The sequence below is a fragment of the Mesorhizobium sp. M0598 genome (assembly GCF_040320865.1).
Classification (GTDB): domain Bacteria; phylum Pseudomonadota; class Alphaproteobacteria; order Rhizobiales; family Rhizobiaceae; genus Mesorhizobium.
Window position 1 is genome coordinate 102,075 of sequence record NZ_JAMYQL010000016.1, and the last position, 22,390, is coordinate 124,464.

Here is a 22,390-nt window from a genome sequence, read left to right on the forward strand (position 1 = left end):
AGGGAGGCCCGCGCGCCTTCAGGTGGCCTCGAGCGCCCAGAGGCGGTGGCCGTAGCGGCGGAAGAAGCGGGCGAAGAGGCGCTGCTGCCTGGCGCGGGTGAGGTCGGCGGCGCGCCTTTCCTGTCGCCAGTGCGGCATGTTGCGGAACATCGACAGGAAGCGGGCGGCATCCTCGAGGGCCTCCTCGGCTGACTGCGCCGGGCGGATCGCCGCCAGGAACAAAGCGCGGCTCGGCTTCATCCGGTCGATCGCCGCCTTGCGCTGGCGATGACCCTGGCGCGCCGTGCGGATGCCGTCCTGGCGGATGGCCGCAAAAGCGGCAAGCATGGCCGGGCTGTCGCCGGCATAACCGCAGGCCTGGGCGAACTGGGCGAGGTCCATCGTCACTCCCTTGCTTGCCGGCCGACGGAGCGGCCGCGGTTCTGTTGCTCGCGCCGATTCCAGCCTGCACGAGATAAAAGCATAACTCAAATATATGAACAAGTGAAACTTTCACGTTGGTGCAAGCGGAACCGACTCGACTCCGCCCCGAAAACCGATAATGTTGCGAACAAAGCAGGAACAACGATGGGGATGACCATGGCATTGGCAGGCAGGGAAGCGACGATCGCCGATGTTGTCTCGATTGCCGTCGAATGCATCGACTGCGGCCGCAACAGGTGGTGGAAGCCGGCCGAGCTCAAGCGGCATGGGGTGAGGCCGGAGACACCGCTGGCCGCACTTTCGGGGCGCCTGATCTGCAAGGCCTGCCGGGCCGACGGCCTGCCGGGCGCCGCCGTCTCGATCCAGGCCGCCTTCATCGACGACCGGCAGCGGACCCGCGCCGAGGCGCGCCTGCTCAACGGTCGAGAGCTGGAGCAATCGAGGCGGGCTTGAGGGGGAGGGGCGGTGTTCTTCCTTCTCCCCTTGTGGGAGAAGGTGGCCGAGCGAAGCTCGGTCGGATGAGGGGTGTTGGACGGATCGCTACCTTGATGGCGTAAGTGCTTAAAAATCGCTTCTACATTTCCTCCGCCGCGTTCCTTCCAGCACCCCTCATCCGGCTCGGCGCTGTGCGCCGATCCACCTTCTCCCACAAGGGGAGAAGGCAACAAGCCTCAATACCCCAGCAATTCCTTGAGCGGGATGACGCGGAAGACGTTCTTGATGGCGTAGCGGTTGAAAGACAGCGTCTTGGGCGGGTTGTACTGCTCGACGATCAGCTCGGCGGCGGTGCGCTTGACCAGCTTCTTGATGAAGGCCTTGCCGTTTTGCTCGTTCTCCTCGGGCAGGGTCTCGATCACCACATGGTCGCCCGGCAACGCCTCGCGGCCGCCGCAATAGATCATCTCGCCGGGCTCGTAGCGCGGCACCATCGAATCGCTCAGCACGTGCAGCGCAAACACATTGCGCAGATGCCGGATCCCCGGCGGCCGCTGGACATAGCCGGCCGGCTGGCCGTTGAAGGTGAAGTCGCCATCGTCGCCGCCGACGGCGGTGCCGAGAAGCTGGATATCCATCGGCCCGGCGGGCAGGGGGCCGGGATCGGTGACGATCTCGGCATCGGCAACCGGCCCGGCATCTTCGAGGAAAACGACCTCGCCCTTGCCGAGCGCCACCGGGTCGACGCGCAGGAACGCGGCGGTCTTCAAAAGGTTCTCGGTCTTGGGCAGGTTGCGCCCGGTCTCCCAATTGCCGACGGCAGCGACATCGGTGTCGTTGTGCTCGGCAATGTGGCGCATCACCAGGCCGCGCTGCTTGCGCGCCCGGCGGATCGCCGCCCCGACCTTGATCGACAGTGCAGTTTTCACCATAGCTCCATCTGAGGCACAAGATTCGGTTTCGTCTATGCAAGAATCGCTTGCATTTTGGTTTGAGTTATGCTCTTATGTAGTCATGCACAAGTCGCTCCGCCAGCTTTCGGTCCTTGAATCCGCCCTTCAGCGCGCCGGCAGCGCTCGCCTGGAGGTGGTAGCGCAACCGATCGCCGAGGCCATGCATGTGCCAACCCTGTCCCCTTCGTCGCGGCTGTCCTCCCCCCCGGCCGGGACGATGCCCGAGGCTCGCGCCTCGGATCCGGCAGCGCAAGCGGCCGGAACGGCCGGAGCCGTTCCCCTCACGGCTCCGGCCACGAATTGCCTGCCGGCCGGCAATGCGGAAGCCGCGGTTTCCTGCATCCGCACCGAAGACGGCACGGTCATCGCCTTCGACAAGCGGACGGGCAAGGCAGTGTCCGGCGCAACAAGGCAGGCGGCCGAGATGAAACTCGATCGCAGCAGACCACGCGAAGGCTGACGGGCTTTCGAGCCTGAGGCCGGAGAAGCCGGCGCCGCACACAACCATTTTTGCAGGGAATGAAACATCATGGCCGCCCGCTATTCCGCCTCGGAACTGGAACAAATCGAGAACTGGCTGATGAGCGGACTGTCGGCCGCGAAGATCGCTGCCCGGCTCGGTGCGCAGCGTCGTAGCCCGGTCTCACGCGCGGCCATCATCGGCATCGTCCACCGCACCGCCCGTTTGCGCACCATCGGCCTTGCGAGATCCAAAGGTTTGTGTGGCGGACGGCATGGGAAACCGCTGGCAAAGCCGTCAAGCACCGCGGGTCAGGCAGAGGCGATAGCCATGCAGTCCCAGCCACGCTGCCGCCCGGCAAGGCTGTCGGCCAGGCTGGCGCCGCCGGCCTGGCAGCCGGGTCCGGCTCGGATCACCGGGACCGATGGCGCGCCGCTCGAAATGCCGGCGCCGCGCCCGATCGCCGCCGGCGGTCGCCAGCCGCATTTCGCCGCCATGCGCTTCATCGATTGCCTGTTCGAGCGCTGCCGCGCGCCGCTCGATACGACGCTGCAGGAGGATGCGGAAAACGACGCCCCCGGCAGCCGGCCAGGTTTGGACATGCTGTGCTGCGGAATGCGCACGAACCCATCGAAAAGCTACTGCGCCTATCACGCTGCGCGCTTCCTGCGCACGCTGCCGGCCGAAGCGATTTGAGCCCGCTGCAATGAGGCTGGAAGTTCGCCAGAGCCCGACGACCAAAACCCAGGAGGACCGAGCCGATGAGCACCAAAACCGCCCAAAAGGCCAAAGCCAGGCCACCGAGATTGCCGAAAGGCGAGGCCGAGCAGGTGCGCATCCGCAAGGAGATCGGCCATGATTTCGCACTGAAGGACGACCGGTTCGGCCGCAAGCGGCTGGCGAAGGGGACGCAGGAGGGAGCGCGCCTCTATGAGGTCTCCAATGACGGCCACACCGCGACCGGCGGCATCGTGCGGGTGCGCAACGTCGACCCGCTGAGCGGCCTCACCTCGCTGTCGCGCCAGCAGCGCGAGGCGGGCATGCGCTACCGCCAGGATTTCCGCAACTCGTCCGAGGCAACCGCCAAGCCGATGGCTTGGGCCGAGCGCGTCGACGGCGGCCGCACCGGCAGCGGCGTCGCCGAACACATCCTGTCCGCCGGCCGCGACCATGCCGAGGCCACCAGGGCGCTTGTCCATTGGGAGATCGCCGGCATCGTGCAAAAGGTCTGCTGTGCCGACGCAACGGTCAAGAGCCTGGCCGAACAGGCCGGCGAGCCGCGCGACGCGGTGGTGAAACTACTCAAGATCGGACTCGACATATTGGCCGTGCATTACGGCATGATGCTGATGCGCAAGCCGAGGTGAGGAGCCCCGCCGATCCGGCCGGCAATACCGGCCGGATCGATCCGTCAACGACGGCAGACACGGATTCTTTCGATGACCCGGTGGTGATGACGCCAGTGCTTGATGACTTCGGTGTGGCAGCGCCGGTGGTGGTACCGGTAGCGCGGCCTGTAGTCCTCGTTATAGACATCATAGCGGTAACGGGGGACGTACTCATCGTCGTAATCGGAATACCGATGGTGGCGATAATAATAGTCGTCGTCATAGCCGTTGCCGATGCCGATCGTGACGCTGCCGCCGGCATTCGCCGGGCCGATCACGGAAGCCGCCGAGGCGATGGCGATCACCGAGGCAAGCAGGAGCTTCTTCATAGCTACCTCCTTCTTTAACGTCCCTCTAATAGAAAAACCCCCGAGGGGCAGCCTCGTTCCATAGATTGGCAAGATGTAAGGAACGGACGGGCGCGAAGTTTAGCGCCTGCTGGCGCGAAAACGCCGCTGGCTGCGCCGGGGTCGGATCGTCGACGCAGCGTGGCCGCTCCTCTCATCAAACAGCGGCAATCGCGCGTCAGTCCCGTCTTTTGCCGACGTCTGCCTACAGAACATGGCCCAATTCCAGCAAAACGAACGCGGTCGCACCCAGCACAGCGAGGGCGTAGGCCGCATAAAGAACAAGTAGCATTACCTCAAAGTCCCGGACGAAGCTTGTGGCAATCCTGGTCTCCTTAGGCTCCGCTTTCTCGATGCGGTCGGTTTCCAGTTTCTCCGTTGCCACAACGAGGCAGACAATCCTGTCGTTGTCGGCCGCCTGTAATATCCGTTCCGTCAAATCGACTGCAATCACTGGATCATCGGCCAACTGATCTGGCGATAGCCGGCTTTCAGTGACGGTCTGGATTTCACGCTTTCTCACGCACGCATAATTGCGTCGACTAAATTAGGTTCCACTAAAATAGATAGATTGCCTCGACCCGATCACGGCGTGGTGAGCGTGATCCCACCTGGGCTCCACCTGGGCGGTGAACTCCGCCTGAGGCCCCCATTTGCCGACCGTCGAGGCGAATCTCGATCGGCGCATCCTCCGATCAAACGGCGCGGGCTTCTTTATAGGCTGCTACGGTGCGCCATTGCTGGTAGGTCGCAATGCTAAAGCCGCCAAACCTTCATATCGCGAACGCAGCGCCGACGTCTTCGGTGCCGACCGGTTATGACGAAGATCGCATGCTTACTTATATCCGGCTGCTCGACGCGTCGGCTGAAGGGACCGATTGGCGCGAGGTCGCCCGCATCGTTCTGCACATTGATCCGGAGCAGGAGCCGGACAGGGCTTTCCGGGCGTGGGCGACACATCTGGCGCGTGCACGATGGATGACCAGGAAGCGGAACGAGTTGCGCCAATTGCATGATGAGTGGTGGGGATGAGCACTATCTAAGCGGAACTGCCGTCTCGGTCTGGCCGTTGAGGGAGGAGGCCAACATGGAAAAGCGCCCAATGACTTCTTGGCGAGCCGATACTTTCGAGCTGTGCTGCCTTCTTGCAGTTCCGCTGTCGCTTATCCTTACGGTTTTCCTGGCGGGTCTTATCCTTAGCTGAGTCCGGCATGGTTCCTTGCCGAGGGGCTGGGTCGTGATCCGACAAGATCCGGAGCCGTTACTTTACAGCCGCCGCCATCACATCCGAAAACAGCGCCCGCTCCACTGCCGGTTCCAGCGTTTCGGCGAAGGGCGTCGCCAAGTGGTGGCGGTCGCGGAAGGCTAGTTTGCCGTCGATGAAGACATGGCAGGTGGTCTGGTCGCAAAAGCGGTCGGTCATGTCGATGTAAGCAGCGTTCGGTGTCGAGCGCACGATATCGCGCTCGATGGTGGCGATGTCGTCGTTTGCCGCCATGATCCTCGGCGTGTCGCATGTCGCGGGCGTCTGGCCCCGCCACAGCGCCCGCGCCACGCATTTGTCGGCGTAGCTTGCATTGTAGGGAACGTCCCTGATGACCGCGACCTTGATGCCGGCCTGGCTGAAGGCTTGAAGCGTCCAGGTGAGGCCCGTCCGCCACTGCGCTTGCCAATCGGCGTGCTTCAACTCCTCGGGCGATTCTTTCATCACATTGCCGATCGAGAACTCCGAGATCACCACCAGTTGCGGGTGGAGCGCGATGATGTCCTTGACCGACTGCTCGCGCCATTGATCGCATTCGGTGTAGTCGCGCTTCAGCCGCCAGTTCCAGGTCGTCACCCGCGAAGCCCGGCAGGAGGATTTGAGAAAGGTGACGACGCGAAAATTGTTCTTCTCGGCCGCCTTGATCAGCGGCGTCGACCAATGGTCGGCATGCGAGTCGCCGAACAGCACGACCGAGCGCTGGGCATCCTTGCGGCCGAACATGCAGGGCTTCGGCTTGACGGTCTCGAAATCGAGCACGCAGCCGCCATTGCTCGCGCGCACGGTGGAGAGCTGCGCGGCGCTGTCGGCGATGACGTGCTGTTCGGGGCTGAGATTGTGCTCGGCAAAGCGCGCATTGCCATAGGCCGCGACCACGCCGGCGCCGGTCAGCGCGACGGCGGGCACCAGCGCCCGCGCTGCTCCGGCCATCAGCCAGCCGTTGCGGCGGATCGGGTTCTCGATGAAATGATAGGTGAACATCGATAGAAGCAGCGCCAGCGCCGCGCAGGCAAGGCGGTCCAGGATGGACAGGCTGGGAACCACCATCGCCGCATAGACGATGACCGGCCAGTGCCAGAGATAGAGCGAATAGGACAGCCGGCCCAACCATTGCATGGGCGGCAGCGCCAGCACGGCGCTCGGCAGATTGCGGCCGCCGCTGCCGCTGAGCAGCAGCAGCACGGTGCCGGCAACAGGCGCCAGCGCATTCACCCCGGGAAACGGCGAGTCTTCGTCCAGCATCAGATAGGCCCAGGCGATCAGCGCCAGACCGAGGCCTGCCTGGAGCGTGGCCAGCAGCGGCCGGTCGCGCCAGATCTTTGCCGGCGCCATGGTCGCGAGGCCGCCGGCGGCGAATTCCCAGGCCCTGAGCGGCGAGAAATAGAACGCCCAGGGCTGCGACACTTCCGTCAGCCAGGCGCAGGCGGCGAAGGAGGCCGCGCCGGCGACGCCGATGACGATAATAGCGGCGCGCTTGCCGGGACGCAGCCAAGCGGCGGCAAGAAGCAGCGCCGGCCATGCCAAATAGAACTGTTCCTCGACCGAGAGCGACCAGAAGTGGATGAACGGGTTGTTCGTGGCGTCGGCAGCGAAATAGTCGAACGACCAGCGGATCAGCCAAAGGTTGATCATGTAGGCGGAGGCGAACATGGCGCCTTTCGAATAAAGCGCCTGTTCCTCCGGCGACAGGATGAAGTAACCCGTGAACAGCGTGGCGAGGATGACGAACAGTGCCGCCGGCAACAGGCGCCGGGCGCGCCGGGCGTAGAAGCGCCAGAGGTTCAGCCGCCCGGTCTCGGTGATTTCCGTAACCAGGTGACGGGTGATCAGATAGCCGGAGATGACGAAGAAGATGTCGACGCCGGCAAAGCCGCCGGGCAGGCCGGACAGACCAAAATGGAAGGCGATGACACCCGCCACCGCCAGCGCGCGCAGCCCTTCGATGTCAGGCCGAAATGATGCCGACACAATCACCTCATGCAAGGAATGCCCACCTCGCAGAGGCTCGACCCGATGCGACGATATTGCAATGCAACAAATCTAACGCAGTGCAACATAGGGGGAGGGCGCGGCTCCTCCAGTTCCTCGCGTGGGCGATTCACTCACATGAGCGATTCGAGAGCGACTGATATGGAAGCGAAGCGAAGGGCGCCGAGGCGATCACGCCTTTTTCAAAAACTCGGTCTTCAGCACCAGGCCCTTCACCTGTCTGGTGCTGCATTCGATCTCGCCGGGATTGCCGGTGAGGCGAATATTCTTCACCAGCGTGCCGCGCTTGATCGTCTCCGACGTGCCTTTGACCTTGAGATCCTTGATCAGGGTCACGGAGTCGCCCTCGTGCAGCGCCGTGCCATTGCTGTCTCTTATGATCGCGTCGGTCATGGCAGGTCTTTCGTGGGACTCCGGTGCGGAGGTGGTTGGCTCATTATCCGGCCTATCCCACGGTTGGCGGCGAGGTCAAGCGTGCCGGGGGCAGCGTGCCGGTAACCAAGCATGCCGACCGCTAATGCTAGGCGGACGGCCGACCGGAAAACCCGGATTGTGAGCAGACTGGGACCCCTGGGCGGTAGTGGCATTGCCGCTTCGCGACATGCGCTCCGGCCAAGCCATGCCAATGGCGCCACGGCAATCGAAGTCGTGGCCTTTTACGCGGATATTCCGGCACGAGTTCAAATAGATGAGCGCCCGCCCGTGCGGACAGGAAGGTCGCAGTGACAGACCTGCCCGCCCTTTCGCTTGGTGCGTTATTTCAATTGGCAACGATCACTTGTTGGCGCCACCGAGCTGGTTGGCCATCTTGCAGAAGTCGGCATGCATCGTGGCAATGCCTGCGTCGCTGCATTCCTTCAACATCATGGCCCGGTCGCTCGTGGACATGGCCATCCATGCCGCCTTGAATTCGGCTTCCGACTTCATGGTCTTCATGCCGGCGTCGGTGAAGAAGGGGTTCATTTTCTGCGGATCGTCGAGCGCCGAAGTGCCCGTGGCACCGGCGGCAAGCGCTGCGCCGGTCATCATCGAAAGCGCCATCGCGCCCATGCAAAGCGTCTTGATGTTCATGATCATTCCTCCTGAGCTGCTGCTTTGAGGTTGTCCATCAGCGATCTACGAAGGAACGGTGTTTTGACCCAAAAGTTCCACGTTCTGGCGCAGACATGGAACAGGATTGCCCGTGACGTCATTAATGCAAAAAATTCTACCATGACTGAATTTGCCGCGCTGCCGACCAGGGCAATCGGCGTCCAGCTGGGTGAGACGCTGCGAAGTTGCACGCCGGCTCAATATGCCCGATCATGGCGACGGCGGGGCGGAGGTATCAAGTGGCGGCAAATCGTCGAAACGACGCGCACCTGTCGGACCCCCGGCGGGCGGGCATCGTTTCCGCGGCCAGGGCGCTTCCGCGCACATCGCTGCCCAGCGTAGCGTCGGTCGTGACGGCCGTCGCGGCGCTCTATTTCGGGCGCGAGGTCTTTCTGCCGATCGCAATCGCGCTGCTGCTTACCTTTGCGCTCGTGCCCATGGTGTCGGCACTCAAGCGAGCCGGCATTCCGCGTCTTCCTGCCGTGATCGCCAGTGTGCTCGGCGCATTCACGGTGCTGGCTCTGTTCTCCTTCATCGTCGCCACGCAGGTCAGTGAACTGGCGCAGAACATTCCGCTTTACCAGGCGAATATCCTGACCAAGGTCCGGTCGCTCAAGGAAACCGGCGTCGGCGGCGGCATCGTTTCCAGATTGAGCCGGGTGATCGAACGCGTCGGCCAGGAGCTCGACAGACCCGAGCCCACACAACCCGCCGCCGATCAGCCTCCGCGGGAACCGATCCCGGTCGAAATCGTCGCGCGCGAACGACCGCTCGAGGTTCTCCAGAATCTGATCGGCCCGCTGCTGAGCCCGCTGGCATCGGCCGGACTGATCGTCGTGGTCGTCATATTCATGCTGCTCGAGCGGGAGGACCTGCGCGATCGCTTCATACGCCTCGTCGGCTATGGCGATCTGCATCGAACCACCGAGGCGCTGCAGGATGCCGGCAAGCGCGTCGGCCGCTATCTGCTCATGCAATTGGTCGTGAACATCGTCTATGCCGTCCCAATTGCAATCGGACTTTGGCTGCTGGGCATACCCAATCCATTGCTGTGGGGCTTGCTGGCGCTGGCGCTGCGCTTCGTTCCCTATATCGGCCCGGTCATCGCGACGTTGTTGCCTCTGTTCCTGGCGCTGGCCGTGGCGCCCGGGTGGTCGCTCGTGCTATGGACCGCAGGGCTTTTCGTCGTGGTGGAACTGATCACCGGCAACGTGATCGAACCTTGGCTCTACGGCTCGCGCACCGGGCTGTCGCCATTGGCCATCATCGTTGCGGCGATCTTCTGGACCTGGCTTTGGGGGCCATTGGGCCTGGTTTTGTCGACGCCGCTCACGGTCTGCCTCGTCGTGCTCGGCCGCCATGTGCCGCAGTTCGAATTCCTCGACGTTCTGTTCGGCAACGAACCCGTGCTCGAACCGCACGCCCGGCTTTACCAGCGGCTGTTGGCCGGCGATCCCGAGGAAGCGACGGACCATGCCGAGGAGATGCTGGAGGAAGAATATCTGGTCGAGTTCTACGACAAGGTCGCGATTCCCGCACTTCTGCTCGGCGAGCAGGACCGGGTGCGTGGTGTGTTGAGCGATGAGCAAAGACAGCAGGTCGCGGGCAGCGCGCTGACGATGGTGGCGAACCTCGACGACAGCGCGCAGGAGGAGGCGGAAGCGGACGACACGGCCGCGGCCGAGGACAACGGCTCACGCGAGGACAAGCACGTTCCGGGGCAGGTTCAGGGCGAGGAGTACACCGAACTGCCGGATGGCACGGGCATGTCGGTGCTGTGCGCCGGAGGGCGCGGCGAACTCGACGACGCGGCTGCCGCCATGCTGGCGCAGGTGCTCGAAGTCCAGGGCGCCACGGTGTTGAGAGCGAGCTTCGCCGAGATCGAACCGGGGAGCATTCGCCGCCTTGAGCTCGACGCCGTCTATACTGTCGTCGTCGGGTTTTTGAACCGGGATTCCGTCAAGCACGGGCGGTTCCTGGTCCGTCGGCTGAAACGCGCCAAACCAAGGTTGCGAGTGGGCATCGTGTTGTGGTCGGAAGCCGACAGCGACAACCAGGAGGCAGATGCCAGATTGGCCAACGAGATCAACGCCGATTTCGTCGCACATGGCATGGTAGGCGCGGTGCTCGGTGCGTTGTCCAGCGCTCCGCCGGTGGCGCTGAAGACCACCGCCAAACGCCGCATGCGCCGCCTGACGCCGGCGCGCAAGAAAGAGCCGCTCGCCGCGGCAAAATGAGCGCGGCGAAGACTGCGGCAGGTCGGGTTATTACCGCTTTCGCGAAAGTGGTAATAACGAAACGGATCAGGTTATCTTCGCAAGGTCGCGCTGAACCGTCCGCTGCGGCAAACGGCGCCAACCTTCATACAGTCCAGAAATAGCGCACCGTATGGAAGAAGACCGGGGCGGCGAAGACCAGGCTGTCGGCACGGTCCATCATGCCGCCATGGCCTTCGATCAGATGGCCCCAGTCCTTGACGCCTTGATCGCGCTTGATGGCGGAGGCGACCAGCCCGCCAAGGAAGCCCATCAGGCAGGCGATGAAGGCGACGCCGGCTGCCTGCAGCGGCGAGAACGGCGTCAGGAACGACAGCAGCGCGCCGAGCAGGCTCGATGCCGCCAGCCCGCCGACCAGCCCCTCCCAGGTCTTCGACGGCGAGACCGTCGGCGCCAGGAGATGCCGGCCGAACAGCTTGCCGAAAATATATTGCAGCACGTCGCTGCCTTGCACGGTGATGATCAGGAAAGCGATCAGCAACAGGTTGCGGCCTTCGAAGCCTGGCACCTCGAGCGTCAGCAGCGCCGGCACGTGGCTGACGCAGTAGACCGAAATCATCACCGCCCATTGCTGCGCCGAGACGCGCTCGAGAAAGCGTTCGGTGTCGCCGTGCAGCGCGGTGATCGCCGGCATCAGCAGGAAGCAGTAGACCGGGATGAAGATGGTGAACAGGCCGTACCAGGCGGTCCACACCAACCAGTACTGGAACGGGATGACGATGCCGAACATGCCGAGCAGCACCCAGTGGTCGCTGCGGCGGCTGTGCGTCAGCGTCACGAATTCGCGCAACGCTGCGAACGAAATCAGCGCGAACAGGATGGTCATGCCGGGGCGGCCGAAGAAGAAGGCGACGGTGATCGCCACCACCATCACCCACCAGGCATTGATGCGCTGGGTCAGGTTGACCAGCGTCGGCGACAACGGCTTTGGCGCACGCCATGACAAGACGCCGGCGACGACGCTGGCGCTGATCAGCACCGCCAGCAGGCCGACAATCAGAATGAGGGTTTCGTGCATCATCGGCAGCATTTTGCCTTGGTCCTCAATCGTCTCGCTGCGGCCGGGGGTTCAGCGCCATCAGCGTTTCGCGGGCGCGGTCGAGAAAGGCGCGGCGTTCCTCACCCGGTTGAATGGCGATCGGCGCGCCGAAGACGACACGGCAAAGCAGCGGCACCGGCACGAATTGCCCCTTGGGCAGCACCCGCGACATGTTCTCGATCCAGCACGGGATGAGTTCGACATCGGGCCGCGCCATCGACAGATTGTAGAGGCCGGAGCGGAACGGCAGCAGCGGTTCGTCGGTCATGTTGCGCGTGCCTTCGGGAAACAGGATCAGCGAATGGCCCTGGTCGAGCACCGACAGCATGATCGAGATCGGATGCTGCGTTTCATCCGTCCACTGCCGGTGGATCAGCACGGAAGACAGCATGTCCTCGGCAATGAAACGGCGCAGCCGCGTCTTGCTCCAATAATCGGCGGCCGCCACCGCATGGGTACGGGCGCGCTCCTTCTCGCTGAGGCAGGCCGACAGCAGGATGAAATCGCCGTGGCTGGCATGGTTGGCGAAGTAGATGCGCTGCCGGTCCGATGGCTGGCTGCCGTTCCAGATCGGCCGCACTCCGGTGACCACCCAGGCCAGTGCCGACAGGCCGACCGAGGTCACCGTCTGCAGCAGGGTATAGGTGCTGACGCGAAGCTTTGTCATGGACGGGCTCAAAAGAATGCCGCGACGACCGAGGCCGCCGCGAACAGGCTGAAGGCGATGCGCTGCTTGGCGAGCAGACGGCGCGTGCCGGCCATCCGCTGGTCGAGCGAGCGGCCGCCGGCGGCCGTGGGTTTCAGCCGCATGCGCGCCAGCACGTCGTCGATCGCCGCACCGCCGCCTGCCTCGCTGGCGTGGCTGGCCATCAGCCGGAACAGCAGCGCGTCGAACAAAAGCAGGGCCGAGAGAATAATTGTGGCTATGGCACCCGCGGCGGCGATCAGCCAGGCCGCCGCGGACAGCGACGATGTTTGCGGCGCAGCCGCCAGCCCGATGACCGGCGCCGCCAGCAAGGCAGCAGTAATCGACAGCAGCGGCCACGCCACCTGCACCATCAGCCCGGCGGCGAACGTCTCGGCCTTATCTCGAAAGGCGGTCATGTCGCCGCGTCCATGCCAAGATGCACAGGCCGGCCCGCGGCGGCGAGCTTGCCTCGCGCCTGATCCGGCGTGTCGGCCCGGCCGCTGGCGACCAGCCATTCGGCGACGACGGCGGCGCTGCGTTGGAAGCCAAGCGCGCAGCAGACCAGCACCGTGCCCTGGCTCTGCGCCGTCTCGATCGCCGCCACCGCTTGCGCACGCGCCTCGCGAGACGGCGGCAAAAGGTCGACCATGGGCAGGCTCAACCAGCGGATCGAGGCGCCACGCGGCCTTTCCAATTCGCCGGCAAGGTCGATCACCGTGCCGAAGGCGTCGGCCTCGGCGGCGGTCGGAAAACGGCCAAGGGAAACACCGTCGGCAATGACGATCTGCGCCGGAAGCTTTCGCGTCCATGCCCACACATTGACCTTGGCGGCAACCCGGTAGGGCCACAGCAGAAGACGGCTGGCCAGCGACACGCGGCCATCGGCTGTTTTCTGGAACACCTTGGCGCCGACGCCGGCATAGGCGAAAGCGACTATGGCCAGCGCCAGTGCCGGCCACAACAGGATGAGCCATAACGCCGAGACCAATGCGCCGGTAGCGGCGCCGGCCAGCGCAAGGATTGCGCCGAGCGCATAGAACAGCGCCAGCCGCCGCGCCTTCGGATCAGTGCTCAGGCGGAAGCCGGTGAACGGCAGCTCGCCGTCGCGCGGAAACAGCCACAGCGCGAAAAGGCCGAGCAGCGCGCCGGTCGGAATGTCGATGAAATGGTGCTGCCACGTCGTCAGCACCGAGGCGCCGATCAGGAAACACCAGACATGCCAGGCGACGCCGGCGATGCCGGGCAATCTGTGACGCCAATGATCCCAGATGATGACCAGCAGCGCGATATGCAGCGACGGCGCCTGGTTGAAGGGCTTGTCGAAGCCGCCGAGCACGGCGAACATGAAGCCGGGCAGGCCGCTCGTCTGCGGGCGCACGAACGTCGCAGTCAGCGGGAACAGGATGAAGCAGGCGACGGCGACGATCTGCGCCGTCAGATAGCGGCCGGCAAGGCGGTCGACGCCGCTCTTTGAATTGTTCAACAGCAACGACAAGCCATAGAACAGGTTGATCGACCAGTAGGGCACGATCGTCCAGGCAAGGAACGGGATGCCATGCTCCCAGCCGAAGACGATGCTGCCGACATCGTCGCGCCGCGACGCCAGCCAGTTGGCGAAGCCGTAGGTGGCGTAGAAGAACGGCGCCAGAAATGCCAGCCACAATGCGGCGCGCAGGATTATCCCGGGATACGGCTCGCGCGGCAAGGCCGGAAGGGCAGGGGCATCGCGAGGTAAGGCAGAGGCAGGCAAGTCCATGCTCAGGCGCGCCGCGCGACCGAAACGGTGAAGATGCCCCACTGGTCGATGCGCTGGTCGAGCTTCTCGAAGCCGGCGGCCGCCACCAACTGGTCCATCTCGGTCTGCGTGCGGCGGCGCATCACCCAGGCCTGGCCGCCGCGGTGCGAGGTCAGGCTGCGCGCGATCATCTCGAGCTGCGGATGCCAAGGCTGGTTGGTGTAGACGAGCAGGCTTCCGGGCTGCATGGCGCTGGCCAGTCCACCGAGCGAGCGGGCGATCATGGCATTGTCGGAAAACAATTCGTAGAGCCCCGAGACGATGGCGAGATCCGGCGCCGGGTCGAGCCCGGCCAGCATCGTGGCGTCGAAGGCGTCACCTTGATGGAACGAGACGGTCGCCGGCAGCTTGCGCTCGGCGATCAGCTTGCGGCCGAGCGAGACGTTCAGCTCGGAGAAATCCTGTAGCCGCACGCTTGCCGGCGGCGCGGCGCATTTCTGCACGGCATCGAGCACATAGCGGCCATGGCCGGCGGCGATATCGACGATATGGACTGGCCGGCCGGCGGCCTTCAGCGTCTCAACGGCGCTGCCGATCAGCTCTTCCAGATGCAGCTTGCGCTGGCGGATGCCGCGCCAGCCGATGGCATCGAGAAAGGTGCGGTCGATCATGCGGCCAATGGGGCTGATGCCGCGCGCCTCGTTCTCGTAGACGTAGTCGAGCGTCGAGCCGGAATCGAAGCCGGTGGCAATCCCCGTCTTCATGCCGGATGACAACCAGGCGCCCATGCGGATCGAGGCGCGGCTCATTGTCCAATAGAGCCCCCTGGGAGACAGCAGCGGCAGCGGCGAGGCCAGCCGGTCGGCCTCGTCGCGCGTGTAGCCGGCACGGTCGGCCTCGGTCAGGTCGACCGGCTCTTCCGGCGCCGCGAACTGCCTTTCGAGGAAGGGCCTGATCAGGTCGAGTGCCTTGTGGCGGTCGCGCTCGCCCAAGGTGTCGTGGAAGAAGCCGGGCAGCACGTGCCGCTCCTTGGCCGGGCTCGCCAGATTGACGAAGAATTCGTGCTGCGGTCCATGCCGCACCACCCAGTCGCTGCCGGAGATCAGAAGCTGTGTCGGCACGGTGATGGCGCGGGCGTCGGCGACGATGCGCGCGGCATGATCGTAGAGCTCGACCAGGATGTTGGAGGCGATCGGCCGGGTGATCAGCGGGTCGGCGTCGAAGGAGGCGATGCGCTCGGGGTCATGCGTCAGGAATTTCGCCTTGACGTAGGAATTGACGAAGAAGCGGCCCTTCAGCTTCTGCCACAACGCAATGCCTTGCTTGGCGAAGGGCACGTAGAGCTTGACCGAGAAGGCCGGCGAGGCCAGCACCAGGGCGCGAATGTCAGGCGCATAGTCATGCACCCAGGCGGCGGCAAGCACGGCGCCGAAGGATTGCGCGATCAGCGCGATGTCGCGCCGGGTAAAGCCGTCGCTGCCGATCTCGCGCACAAAACAATCGATGTCGCGCACCAGCGCGGCAAACGACGGCGCATAGCCGCGTTCGCCGGCGGAGCGGCCATTGCCGCGCGCGTCCCACGCATAGAAGGCGTGGTCGGGCATCTGGAGCTCGTCGACCAGATGCGCCATCCGGCCGCCATGCTCGTGGCCGCGATGGAACAGCAGGATGGCGCCCTTGCGGTTTTCCGACAGCGCCGGCCAATAGCGGTAGAAGATCTCGGTGCCGTCATGGCTCTTGAAGCTGCGCTCCTGCGCCACCCGCTCGATATTGGCTGAAGCCACTGCGGCAACCGTCTGTTGGTGAAGCATGTTGTTCTCCCTGGCGAGACCGGAATTCAGCTGCCGCTCCCGTTAAGGCCGCTGCGTATCCGGTTGATGGCGGTCGCCAGCGAGAGTGTAGCCATGGCCGGAAACACGAGCGGCGTGAGCGCCGGGACCCACAGGCCGGACGCGATAAGCACGGCGAGGATGCCGAGCGCCAGCGCCCGGTCGCTTTTGCCGAACGGGCCGGCATAGTTGCGCCCGGTTCCCGCGGCGATGCCGAGCACGCCGGCGAACTCCGTGATCATAGCCGCGATCGCACATGCAACGACGCCCCAGGCAGGAAAAATGACGGCAAAGGCCAGGATCAAAGCGAGATCGGAGACAACATCGCAGAGCTCGTTGAGATACATGCCGAGCTTCGAGGCCTGGCCATGTTCCCTCGCGAGCATGCCGTCGATGGCGTTCAGCGCCATTCGCGTAAACAGCACGAGCGGCATCAGCAGAAAGACCACGCGGTGGCCGGCAAGGGCTGCCACCACAAGGCCGGTGGCGAGCGAGAGGGCAGCGGCCAGCAGCGTGATCTGGTTGGCGGTGACGCCGGCCCTGGCCAGGCCGTCGGCAAGCGGCCGCAGCCTGGCCTGGAAGGCCGGTTTCAGCGCATAAAGCGTCGGCATGTGCGAACCCCCCGGCCGCGGTGCAAAGTGATGTTGGCGAGGATGGTCAATTGGCGCGCAAGACGCAAGGGCGGCGCCCACCACTTTCCGCAAACTTGCCGGACGGCTATGTCCTCGCTTTGACCGTGTCGCCCGGGAACCGTGCGGGCAAGCTTTCTTCGGCCGCCGCCCAGGCGCGACTATGGTAACGCCGCAGGATGAGAATGCATGTCGCGAAGACCGCCAGCCCGCAAATCACGCCGGGCGACATGCCCCCGCCGAAAGCGGACTTAACAACGATGCCGGTGAAGACGCCGGCAATGGCGCCATTGATCGTGCCCACCATCCCCGCGGTGGTCATGAAATATTGCAGCGGCGAGGGTCTGAGGCCCTTGTCGACCAGCACCGCCGAGGGGTCGTCATGCGTGGAATTGACAAGGTATTTTTGCAGAACGGGCGCCAGCTCGACGAAATAGTGGCGGATCCGGGCCATGCCGCGGGCATGCACCATGTCCTCGATGGCAACCTGTACAGCGCGAACGAAGGTGACCAGGCCGATGAAGAAAAGGCAAGGCAGCAAGATCAGGCTGAACAACACGAACGGCCTGCCCATCTCCGTGACCTGCGCGACGAAGGACAAGGCAATCGTTGCGCTCGAGACCGAGGTCAGGAACAGATCGGCTCGCTGATTCGCTTCCTGAATGGTCGCGGCGCGAGCGTTTTGCAGCACGAAATGCTCGGTCGTCAGGCACTGCAGGGCCTGCTGCGCCTGGTCAGGCGGAACCGGAGCGTCGGGAGAACGGGTCATCGACATTTGCCCGCTTCTGCCCGCCGGAACCGGCAGGCAGAAGGGGCGTCGTCCTACGAGCCGTCAGGACTTGCCGTCGCCGCCGGTGATGGCGATACGCTTGGCCTTTGCCTGGGCGCGCTCCGTCTTGGGCAGCGTCACGCTGAGCACACCGTTCCGGAACGCGGCGTTCACCTTGTCTTCGTCGACTTCGTAGCCGAGCGGGATACGCCGCTCGAAACGGCCATAGAAGCGTTCGGAGAACTGCCTGTCCTTGTCCTCGGTCTCTTCGCGCTTCTCGCCGCGCAGCGTCAGCACGCCGTCATCGAGCAGCAGCTCGACGTCCTTCGCGTCCATGCCGGGGATCTCGGCGGTGACGCGGATCTCCTTTTCGCCATCGGCGATGTCGATACTGGGCCAGCTGACGCGGGCAGCGGAGAAGCCACCGAGCGACGGCAGCCGCGTGTCGAAGCCGCGGAACGCCTCGTCGAACAGGCGGTTCATTTCGCGATGCAGCGTCAGGAAGGGATCGCGATCGGCGTCACGGAACAGGCTGGGGGTCTGATTGTTCTCCCGGCCCCAGGGAATGAGATCACGAATAGCCATTGCATAGTCTCCTTTCTCGATTGGTGCGTTCAGGCAGCCTGCTTGTTTGCTTCGACCTGCGCGACCTTCGGCCCGGTCTTCGGCGAGGCGACATCGGTCGCGATGGCGATGCGCCGAGGCTTCATCTCCTCGGGCACCTCACGTACCAGATCGATGCTGAGCAGGCCGTTGTCGAGCGAGGCGCCTGCGACCTTGACGTGATCAGCAAGCTCGAAACGGCGGGTAAAGGGCCGTGCGGCGAGGCCACGATGCAGATACTCCGCGTTATCCGGCTCCTTGTGCTGGCCGGAGACAATCAGGAGGTTGGGTTCATGGGTGATTTCGAGGTCGTCCTCGGAAAAGCCAGCGACGGCGATGGTGACGCGGTAGTTGTTCTCGCCGCTGCGCGCGATGTCATAGGGCGGCCAGGCGTCGAAAGCCTGCGGAGCATTTTCCAGCAGGTTGAAGACGCGGTCGAAGCCGATGCTCGACCGATAGAGCGGGGAAAAGTCGAATGCGGTTCTCATAGCTACATCCTCCATCGAGCAACATAGATACGAGGGGCGCCAAAGAGCTGGCGCTCCCTGGTTCCGCCGGCCCCATTTCGGCGACCGGTGCCTTCGATTTGGTTATTGTCCGCCGCAAGTCAAGACCCGGTGGCTCTCGCGTTGCCGGTTTTTCGGGCCGGTTTTCGGTCGGCTCGGCGAGGCTGCCAATCCCCCTTTTTGCGGCGAGATGTCCGGCAGGAGATTGCCTGTTTGGTTTCAATCGCCAACGCTGACTTCCCCGGCCGGTTATTGTCTGCCGCGGGTCAAGACCCAGATTCTTGTGTTGCTGGGCCCGTTCCCGGCACTCGCAGATGGAGCTGACCATGACACGCGACGAGATCATTTCTGTGCTGGGCCCGGTCGACGAAGCCGTGATCGCCGACATTGCGGCGACGGACGGGACGGTCCAGGAATTGCGCGAGGCCCTGGCCTGGATCGCCGCCGACGAGGCGTTGGTGAACGAGGGCCGACCGCTGCCGACCGCAAGAGTAGCGACGCTGATCGAACTGCTGCAAGGGCCGGACGAGGAGGAATAACCGGCTGTCGCCGCGATGCTCTTGAACCGCGCAGAGAGACGAACCACGTCCTTCAGCGGCGCCGGCCGGCCGCCGGTGCCGCCAGCATAACGTTGCTTGCTCAAACAAGAAGACGATCAGAAAACAAGGAGGAAGTGATGGACGACGTCCGCTTTGCCGAGCCGATCACGTTGAAATTCCAATCCAGCGAGCGCAAGGTCGCCAGCAGTTGGGAAGCCATCGAATGCATGCGCCAGCAGTGGCCGGACCGTGCACGCGGCCGGAGTTGGCGCGCCGCCTATCGGACCTGCCGCGACGCGCTCGACGGCTGGCGCACCGCGTGTGATGCGCGCAAGGCCTTCGTCAGGGCGGCGCGCAAAGCTGGATTGCTCGCATCGGCCCGCAAGCCTGTCGACCACGCCGGCTAGTCCGGACCCCCCTCCGATATTGTGAGATCCAAAACAAGTGGGGAGAGGCAGCTGCCTTTCCCCCGCTTCGGAGACTTTGTCCGCTGTCTAGCGGCAGATCGGCTTGCTCCTCAGTGGACGGTAATAATGCCGTTTACGGCCCGCCATTCGGAGGGCTGGATCAGGTGATGATGGGCGACGCGCACCGAATGCAGCGGGCCTTCGATCTCGCGCTCCCAGAAATCGAGGAAATGCTTCAGCGTCGGGAAATCGGGGGCAATATCGTATTCCTGCCAGATGTAGAGCTGCAGAAGGCTTCGATGATCGGGCAGGCGGTAGTGGATCTCCGCCGTGGTGAGGCCAAACCCTTGCATCTGGAGCTGAAAGTCCCTGCTGATCATGCAATCCTTCCTTTCCCAATGAACCTCCGTCTGCAAAACGCCTCGCCTTCCACATAGGTTCCAGCCGCCGCAAGCGGCTCAGGAGACGGACAGATTTGGAAATCCGGCCGGGTCATCGCGCCGGAAACGGCGAATGTGCTAACAATTACAGCGTATTGGCACTCTCAGGCGTCGAGTGCTAAAATTTTTGCATGATCCTCTTGAAAGCTGAAAAAAGCGCGACTAGTTCGTATGCGAGCGATGCCTGATGAAGGGGTCGCGCACCCCGTGCCGGGCCGATATTGCCGGTCCGGTCAGGAGGATGTTCGAAAATCTGTTTGTCCAGAGAGGAGAACGACATGGCGTTCCGTCCATTGCATGACCGTATCCTGGTCCGCCGCATCGAGGTCGACGAAAAGACCGCGGGCGGCATCATCATCCCCGACACCGCCAAGGAGAAGCCGCAGGAGGGCGAGGTCATCGCCGCCGGCCCCGGCGCGCGCGACGACAGCGGCCAGTTGCAGCCGCTCGACGTCAAGGTCGGCGACCGCATTCTGTTCGGCAAATGGTCCGGCACCGAGATCAAACTCAATGGCGAGGATCTGCTCATCATGAAAGAGAGCGACGTGCTGGGTGTGATCGAAGCCACGGGCGAGATGAAGAAGGCTGCCTGAGGGGGGCCTGAACAAGCATTCCAGTCAACGAAAAGCTGCCTATCGAGGAGTGTTCCAATGGCTGCCAAAGATGTGAAATTTCATACCGAAGCCCGCGAGAAGATGTTGCGCGGCGTCGACATCCTCGCCAATGCGGTGAAGGTGACGCTCGGTCCCAAGGGCCGCAACGTTGTCTTGGACAAATCGTTCGGCGCGCCGCGCATCACCAAGGACGGCGTGACGGTGGCGAAAGAGATCGAGCTTGAGGACAAGTTCGAGAACATGGGCGCGCAGATGGTGCGCGAGGTCGCCTCGAAGACCAGCGATACCGCCGGCGACGGCACCACGACCGCGACGATTCTGGCGCAGTCGATCGTCCAGGAAGGCGCCAAGGCGGTTGCTGCCGGCATGAACCCGATGGACCTGAAGCGCGGCATCGACAAGGCGGTCGAAGCAATCATCGCCGAACTGAAGGCCAATGCCCGCAAGGTGACCAGGAACGACGAAATCGCTCAGGTCGGCGCCATCTCTGCCAATGGCGATGCCGAGATCGGCCGCTTCCTCGCAGAGGCGATGGAAAAGGTCGGCAATGAGGGCGTCATCACTGTCGAGGAAGCCAAGACCGCCGAGACCGAGTTGGAAGTGGTCGAAGGCATGCAGTTCGACCGCGGCTATCTCTCGCCATATTTCATCACCAACCAGGATAAGATGCGCGTCGAGCTCGAAGAACCCTATGTGCTGATCCACGAGAAGAAGCTGTCCAACCTGCAGGCCATGCTTCCCGTGCTCGAAGCCGCCGTGCAATCCGGCAAGCCGCTACTGATCATCGCCGAGGACGTCGAAGGCGAGGCGCTGGCGACGCTTGTCGTCAACAAGCTGCGCGGCGGCCTGAAGGTTGCAGCCGTCAAGGCGCCGGGCTTTGGTGACCGCCGCAAGGCCATGCTCGAAGACATCGCCATCCTGACCGGCGGCACGGCGATCTCGGAAGACCTCGGCATCAAGCTCGAGAACGTCACGCTGGAGATGCTCGGCCGCGCCAAGAAGGTGCTGATCGAGAAGGAGAACACCACCATCGTCGACGGTGCCGGCCGCAAGGATGAAATCCAGGCGCGCATCAGCCAGATCAAGGCCCAGATCGAGGAAACCACCTCCGACTACGACCGCGAGAAGCTGCAGGAGCGGCTGGCCAAGCTCGCTGGCGGTGTCGCCGTCATCCGCGTCGGCGGCTTGACCGAGGTCGAGGTCAAGGAGCGCAAGGATCGCGTCGACGATGCCATGCACGCCACACGCGCGGCGGTCGAGGAGGGTATCCTGCCCGGCGGCGGCGTAGCGCTGCTCAGGGCGGCGAAGGCGCTCGACAACGTCGCCGTCGACAATCCCGACCAGAAGACCGGCATCGAGATCGTGCGTCGCGCCATCGAAGCGCCGGTGCGCCAGATCGCCGAGAACGCCGGTGCGGAAGGCTCGATCATCGTCGGCAAACTGCGCGAGACGGCCGATTTCGGCTATGGCTGGAACGCGCAGACCAACGAGTTCGGCGACCTCTACAGTCAAGGCGTCATCGACCCGGCCAAGGTCGTGCGTACTGCTCTGCAGGGCGCCGCTTCTGTCGCCGGCCTGCTGGTGACGACCGAGGCGATGGTGGCCGAGAAGCCGAAGAAGGAAACGCCCATGCCTCCGATGCCCGGCGGTGGCGGCATGGACTTCTAAGGCCAGGCTTCCAAAGCGCGACTTCGAAACGGCAGATGGACCGTGTCCACCTTCGTCGCCTTCGCCCGCCGCAACGACCTGCTTGCGCCGCAGACGAACGGGATGGTTGCCGGCGAGAGCGTTGCTGGCGCGACGGTTGCCGACTGGGCAACGCGCGCACAGCGCGTCAACGCCCCGGTCTGAGCGGTCGGAGAAGTCGCCAATCTCCCCCCTTGAGGGGGAGATGTCGCCGAAGGCGACAGAGAGGGTCGGTACGTCCTGGCGCGACGCCCTGTGGGACGAAAGAGAAGGTTGGCG

Annotated in this window: 28 protein-coding genes; 11 read left to right on the forward strand and 17 right to left on the reverse strand. The window is 64.0% G+C overall.

Annotated elements, in window-relative coordinates; all coding sequences use genetic code 11:
• Nucleotides 1-18: 18 nt before the first annotated feature.
• Entirely contained in the window at nucleotides 19-381 is a 363-nt protein-coding gene (locus NKI59_RS20325) for a hypothetical protein (protein WP_352706393.1), read from the reverse strand.
• 186 nt (nucleotides 382-567) lie between these two features.
• Between NKI59_RS20325 and NKI59_RS20330 the strand changes: the two genes are divergently transcribed.
• On the forward strand, nucleotides 568-876 hold the full coding sequence (locus tag NKI59_RS20330) for a hypothetical protein (protein ID WP_352706395.1): 309 nt from the start codon (nucleotides 568-570) through the stop codon (nucleotides 874-876).
• A 218-nt stretch (nucleotides 877-1,094) separates the two neighbouring features.
• Here NKI59_RS20330 and NKI59_RS20335 read toward each other — a convergent pair whose 3' ends face one another.
• Nucleotides 1,095-1,790 (reverse strand): XRE family transcriptional regulator, encoded by a 696-nt coding sequence (locus tag NKI59_RS20335; protein WP_352617088.1) that lies wholly within the window; start codon nucleotides 1,788-1,790, stop codon nucleotides 1,095-1,097.
• An 82-nt stretch (nucleotides 1,791-1,872) separates the two neighbouring features.
• Between NKI59_RS20335 and NKI59_RS20340 the strand changes: the two genes are divergently transcribed.
• The 3 genes from NKI59_RS20340 (at nucleotide 1,873) to NKI59_RS20350 (ending at nucleotide 3,638) form a co-directional block, all read left to right on the forward strand.
• Nucleotides 1,873-2,271: a hypothetical protein gene (locus NKI59_RS20340; protein WP_352706399.1), complete on the forward strand. Its 399-nt coding sequence runs from the start codon at nucleotides 1,873-1,875 to the stop codon at nucleotides 2,269-2,271.
• Between the two features lie 69 nt (nucleotides 2,272-2,340).
• Entirely contained in the window at nucleotides 2,341-2,967 is a 627-nt protein-coding gene (locus tag NKI59_RS20345; RefSeq protein ID WP_352706401.1) for a GcrA cell cycle regulator, read from the forward strand.
• Nucleotides 2,968-3,032: 65 nt separating this feature from the next.
• Nucleotides 3,033-3,638 (forward strand): DUF6456 domain-containing protein, encoded by a 606-nt coding sequence (locus NKI59_RS20350; RefSeq protein WP_352706403.1) that lies wholly within the window; start codon nucleotides 3,033-3,035, stop codon nucleotides 3,636-3,638.
• A gap of 44 nt (nucleotides 3,639-3,682) precedes the next feature.
• Here the strand turns inward: NKI59_RS20350 and NKI59_RS20355 are convergent, their stop codons facing one another.
• Nucleotides 3,683-3,988, reverse strand: a complete 306-nt coding sequence (locus NKI59_RS20355) for a hypothetical protein (protein ID WP_352706405.1) — start codon at nucleotides 3,986-3,988, stop codon at nucleotides 3,683-3,685.
• Between the two features lie 223 nt (nucleotides 3,989-4,211).
• Complete coding sequence (locus NKI59_RS20360; protein WP_352706407.1) at nucleotides 4,212-4,529, reverse strand: hypothetical protein; 318 nt, start codon at nucleotides 4,527-4,529, stop codon at nucleotides 4,212-4,214.
• Between the two features lie 230 nt (nucleotides 4,530-4,759).
• Between NKI59_RS20360 and NKI59_RS20365 the strand changes: the two genes are divergently transcribed.
• Nucleotides 4,760-5,038, forward strand: a complete 279-nt coding sequence (locus tag NKI59_RS20365) for a hypothetical protein (protein ID WP_352706409.1) — start codon at nucleotides 4,760-4,762, stop codon at nucleotides 5,036-5,038.
• 229 nt (nucleotides 5,039-5,267) lie between these two features.
• Here the strand turns inward: NKI59_RS20365 and NKI59_RS20370 are convergent, their stop codons facing one another.
• From NKI59_RS20370 to NKI59_RS20380, 3 genes are all read right to left on the reverse strand, one after another.
• A complete protein-coding gene (locus tag NKI59_RS20370) occupies nucleotides 5,268-7,238 on the reverse strand; it encodes an acyltransferase family protein (protein ID WP_352706412.1) in 1,971 nt (656 codons plus the stop codon).
• A gap of 192 nt (nucleotides 7,239-7,430) precedes the next feature.
• Entirely contained in the window at nucleotides 7,431-7,652 is a 222-nt protein-coding gene (locus tag NKI59_RS20375; protein ID WP_023675660.1) for an alkylphosphonate utilization protein, read from the reverse strand.
• Between the two features lie 381 nt (nucleotides 7,653-8,033).
• Complete coding sequence (locus NKI59_RS20380) at nucleotides 8,034-8,330, reverse strand: hypothetical protein (protein ID WP_023675661.1); 297 nt, start codon at nucleotides 8,328-8,330, stop codon at nucleotides 8,034-8,036.
• 260 nt (nucleotides 8,331-8,590) lie between these two features.
• On the opposite strand from NKI59_RS20380, the gene NKI59_RS20385 reads away from it, so the two are divergent.
• Nucleotides 8,591-10,588 (forward strand): AI-2E family transporter, encoded by a 1,998-nt coding sequence (locus NKI59_RS20385; protein WP_352706414.1) that lies wholly within the window; start codon nucleotides 8,591-8,593, stop codon nucleotides 10,586-10,588.
• 124 nt (nucleotides 10,589-10,712) lie between these two features.
• Here the strand turns inward: NKI59_RS20385 and NKI59_RS20390 are convergent, their stop codons facing one another.
• The 9 genes from NKI59_RS20390 to NKI59_RS20430 all read right to left on the reverse strand — a co-directional run bounded on the left by NKI59_RS20390 (nucleotide 10,713) and on the right by NKI59_RS20430 (nucleotide 18,407).
• A complete protein-coding gene (locus tag NKI59_RS20390; RefSeq protein ID WP_023675663.1) occupies nucleotides 10,713-11,648 on the reverse strand; it encodes a phosphatidate cytidylyltransferase in 936 nt (311 codons plus the stop codon).
• Nucleotides 11,649-11,670: 22 nt separating this feature from the next.
• Nucleotides 11,671-12,333 carry a lysophospholipid acyltransferase family protein gene (locus tag NKI59_RS20395; protein ID WP_352706416.1) on the reverse strand — a complete coding sequence of 221 codons (663 nt, stop codon included), beginning with the start codon at nucleotides 12,331-12,333 and terminating at the stop codon, nucleotides 11,671-11,673.
• An 8-nt stretch (nucleotides 12,334-12,341) separates the two neighbouring features.
• Nucleotides 12,342-12,770, reverse strand: coding sequence for a hypothetical protein (locus NKI59_RS20400; RefSeq protein WP_352706418.1), 429 nt, complete (start codon nucleotides 12,768-12,770; stop codon nucleotides 12,342-12,344).
• The gene (locus NKI59_RS20405) at nucleotides 12,767-14,110 is read right to left on the reverse strand and encodes a phosphatase PAP2/dual specificity phosphatase family protein (protein ID WP_352706420.1); all 1,344 of its coding nucleotides are present in this window, start codon (nucleotides 14,108-14,110) and stop codon (nucleotides 12,767-12,769) included. The genes NKI59_RS20400 and NKI59_RS20405 overlap by 4 nt, the downstream gene beginning before the upstream one ends.
• A 2-nt stretch (nucleotides 14,111-14,112) precedes the next feature.
• Nucleotides 14,113-15,900 (reverse strand): bifunctional alpha/beta hydrolase/class I SAM-dependent methyltransferase, encoded by a 1,788-nt coding sequence (locus NKI59_RS20410; protein ID WP_352706422.1) that lies wholly within the window; start codon nucleotides 15,898-15,900, stop codon nucleotides 14,113-14,115.
• Nucleotides 15,901-15,926: 26 nt separating this feature from the next.
• Complete coding sequence (locus NKI59_RS20415) at nucleotides 15,927-16,529, reverse strand: CDP-alcohol phosphatidyltransferase family protein (RefSeq protein ID WP_352706424.1); 603 nt, start codon at nucleotides 16,527-16,529, stop codon at nucleotides 15,927-15,929.
• Nucleotides 16,530-16,635: 106 nt separating this feature from the next.
• The gene (locus tag NKI59_RS20420) at nucleotides 16,636-17,322 is read right to left on the reverse strand and encodes a hypothetical protein (RefSeq protein ID WP_352706426.1); all 687 of its coding nucleotides are present in this window, start codon (nucleotides 17,320-17,322) and stop codon (nucleotides 16,636-16,638) included.
• A 57-nt stretch (nucleotides 17,323-17,379) separates the two neighbouring features.
• On the reverse strand, nucleotides 17,380-17,901 hold the full coding sequence (locus NKI59_RS20425; RefSeq protein WP_352685157.1) for an Hsp20/alpha crystallin family protein: 522 nt from the start codon (nucleotides 17,899-17,901) through the stop codon (nucleotides 17,380-17,382).
• A 29-nt stretch (nucleotides 17,902-17,930) separates the two neighbouring features.
• Nucleotides 17,931-18,407, reverse strand: a complete 477-nt coding sequence (locus tag NKI59_RS20430) for an Hsp20 family protein (protein WP_352678893.1) — start codon at nucleotides 18,405-18,407, stop codon at nucleotides 17,931-17,933.
• A gap of 344 nt (nucleotides 18,408-18,751) precedes the next feature.
• On the opposite strand from NKI59_RS20430, the gene NKI59_RS20435 reads away from it, so the two are divergent.
• Both NKI59_RS20435 and NKI59_RS20440 read left to right on the forward strand, forming a co-directional pair.
• Nucleotides 18,752-18,964, forward strand: coding sequence for a hypothetical protein (locus NKI59_RS20435; protein ID WP_245274651.1), 213 nt, complete (start codon nucleotides 18,752-18,754; stop codon nucleotides 18,962-18,964).
• Nucleotides 18,965-19,101: 137 nt separating this feature from the next.
• Nucleotides 19,102-19,371 carry a DUF982 domain-containing protein gene (locus NKI59_RS20440; protein ID WP_352706428.1) on the forward strand — a complete coding sequence of 90 codons (270 nt, stop codon included), beginning with the start codon at nucleotides 19,102-19,104 and terminating at the stop codon, nucleotides 19,369-19,371.
• Nucleotides 19,372-19,481: 110 nt separating this feature from the next.
• Here NKI59_RS20440 and NKI59_RS20445 read toward each other — a convergent pair whose 3' ends face one another.
• Nucleotides 19,482-19,751, reverse strand: coding sequence for an usg protein (locus NKI59_RS20445; RefSeq protein WP_023675672.1), 270 nt, complete (start codon nucleotides 19,749-19,751; stop codon nucleotides 19,482-19,484).
• Between the two features lie 338 nt (nucleotides 19,752-20,089).
• On the opposite strand from NKI59_RS20445, the gene NKI59_RS20450 reads away from it, so the two are divergent.
• From NKI59_RS20450 to NKI59_RS20460, 3 genes are read left to right on the forward strand one after another with little or no spacing between them, the layout of a single operon-like run.
• Nucleotides 20,090-20,404: a co-chaperone GroES gene (locus NKI59_RS20450; RefSeq protein WP_352457303.1), complete on the forward strand. Its 315-nt coding sequence runs from the start codon at nucleotides 20,090-20,092 to the stop codon at nucleotides 20,402-20,404.
• A gap of 57 nt (nucleotides 20,405-20,461) precedes the next feature.
• Nucleotides 20,462-22,093, forward strand: coding sequence for a chaperonin GroEL (groL, locus tag NKI59_RS20455; protein ID WP_352706431.1), 1,632 nt, complete (start codon nucleotides 20,462-20,464; stop codon nucleotides 22,091-22,093).
• Nucleotides 22,094-22,135: 42 nt separating this feature from the next.
• On the forward strand, nucleotides 22,136-22,276 hold the full coding sequence (locus NKI59_RS20460; protein ID WP_023675675.1) for a hypothetical protein: 141 nt from the start codon (nucleotides 22,136-22,138) through the stop codon (nucleotides 22,274-22,276).
• Nucleotides 22,277-22,390: the final 114 nt, after the last annotated feature.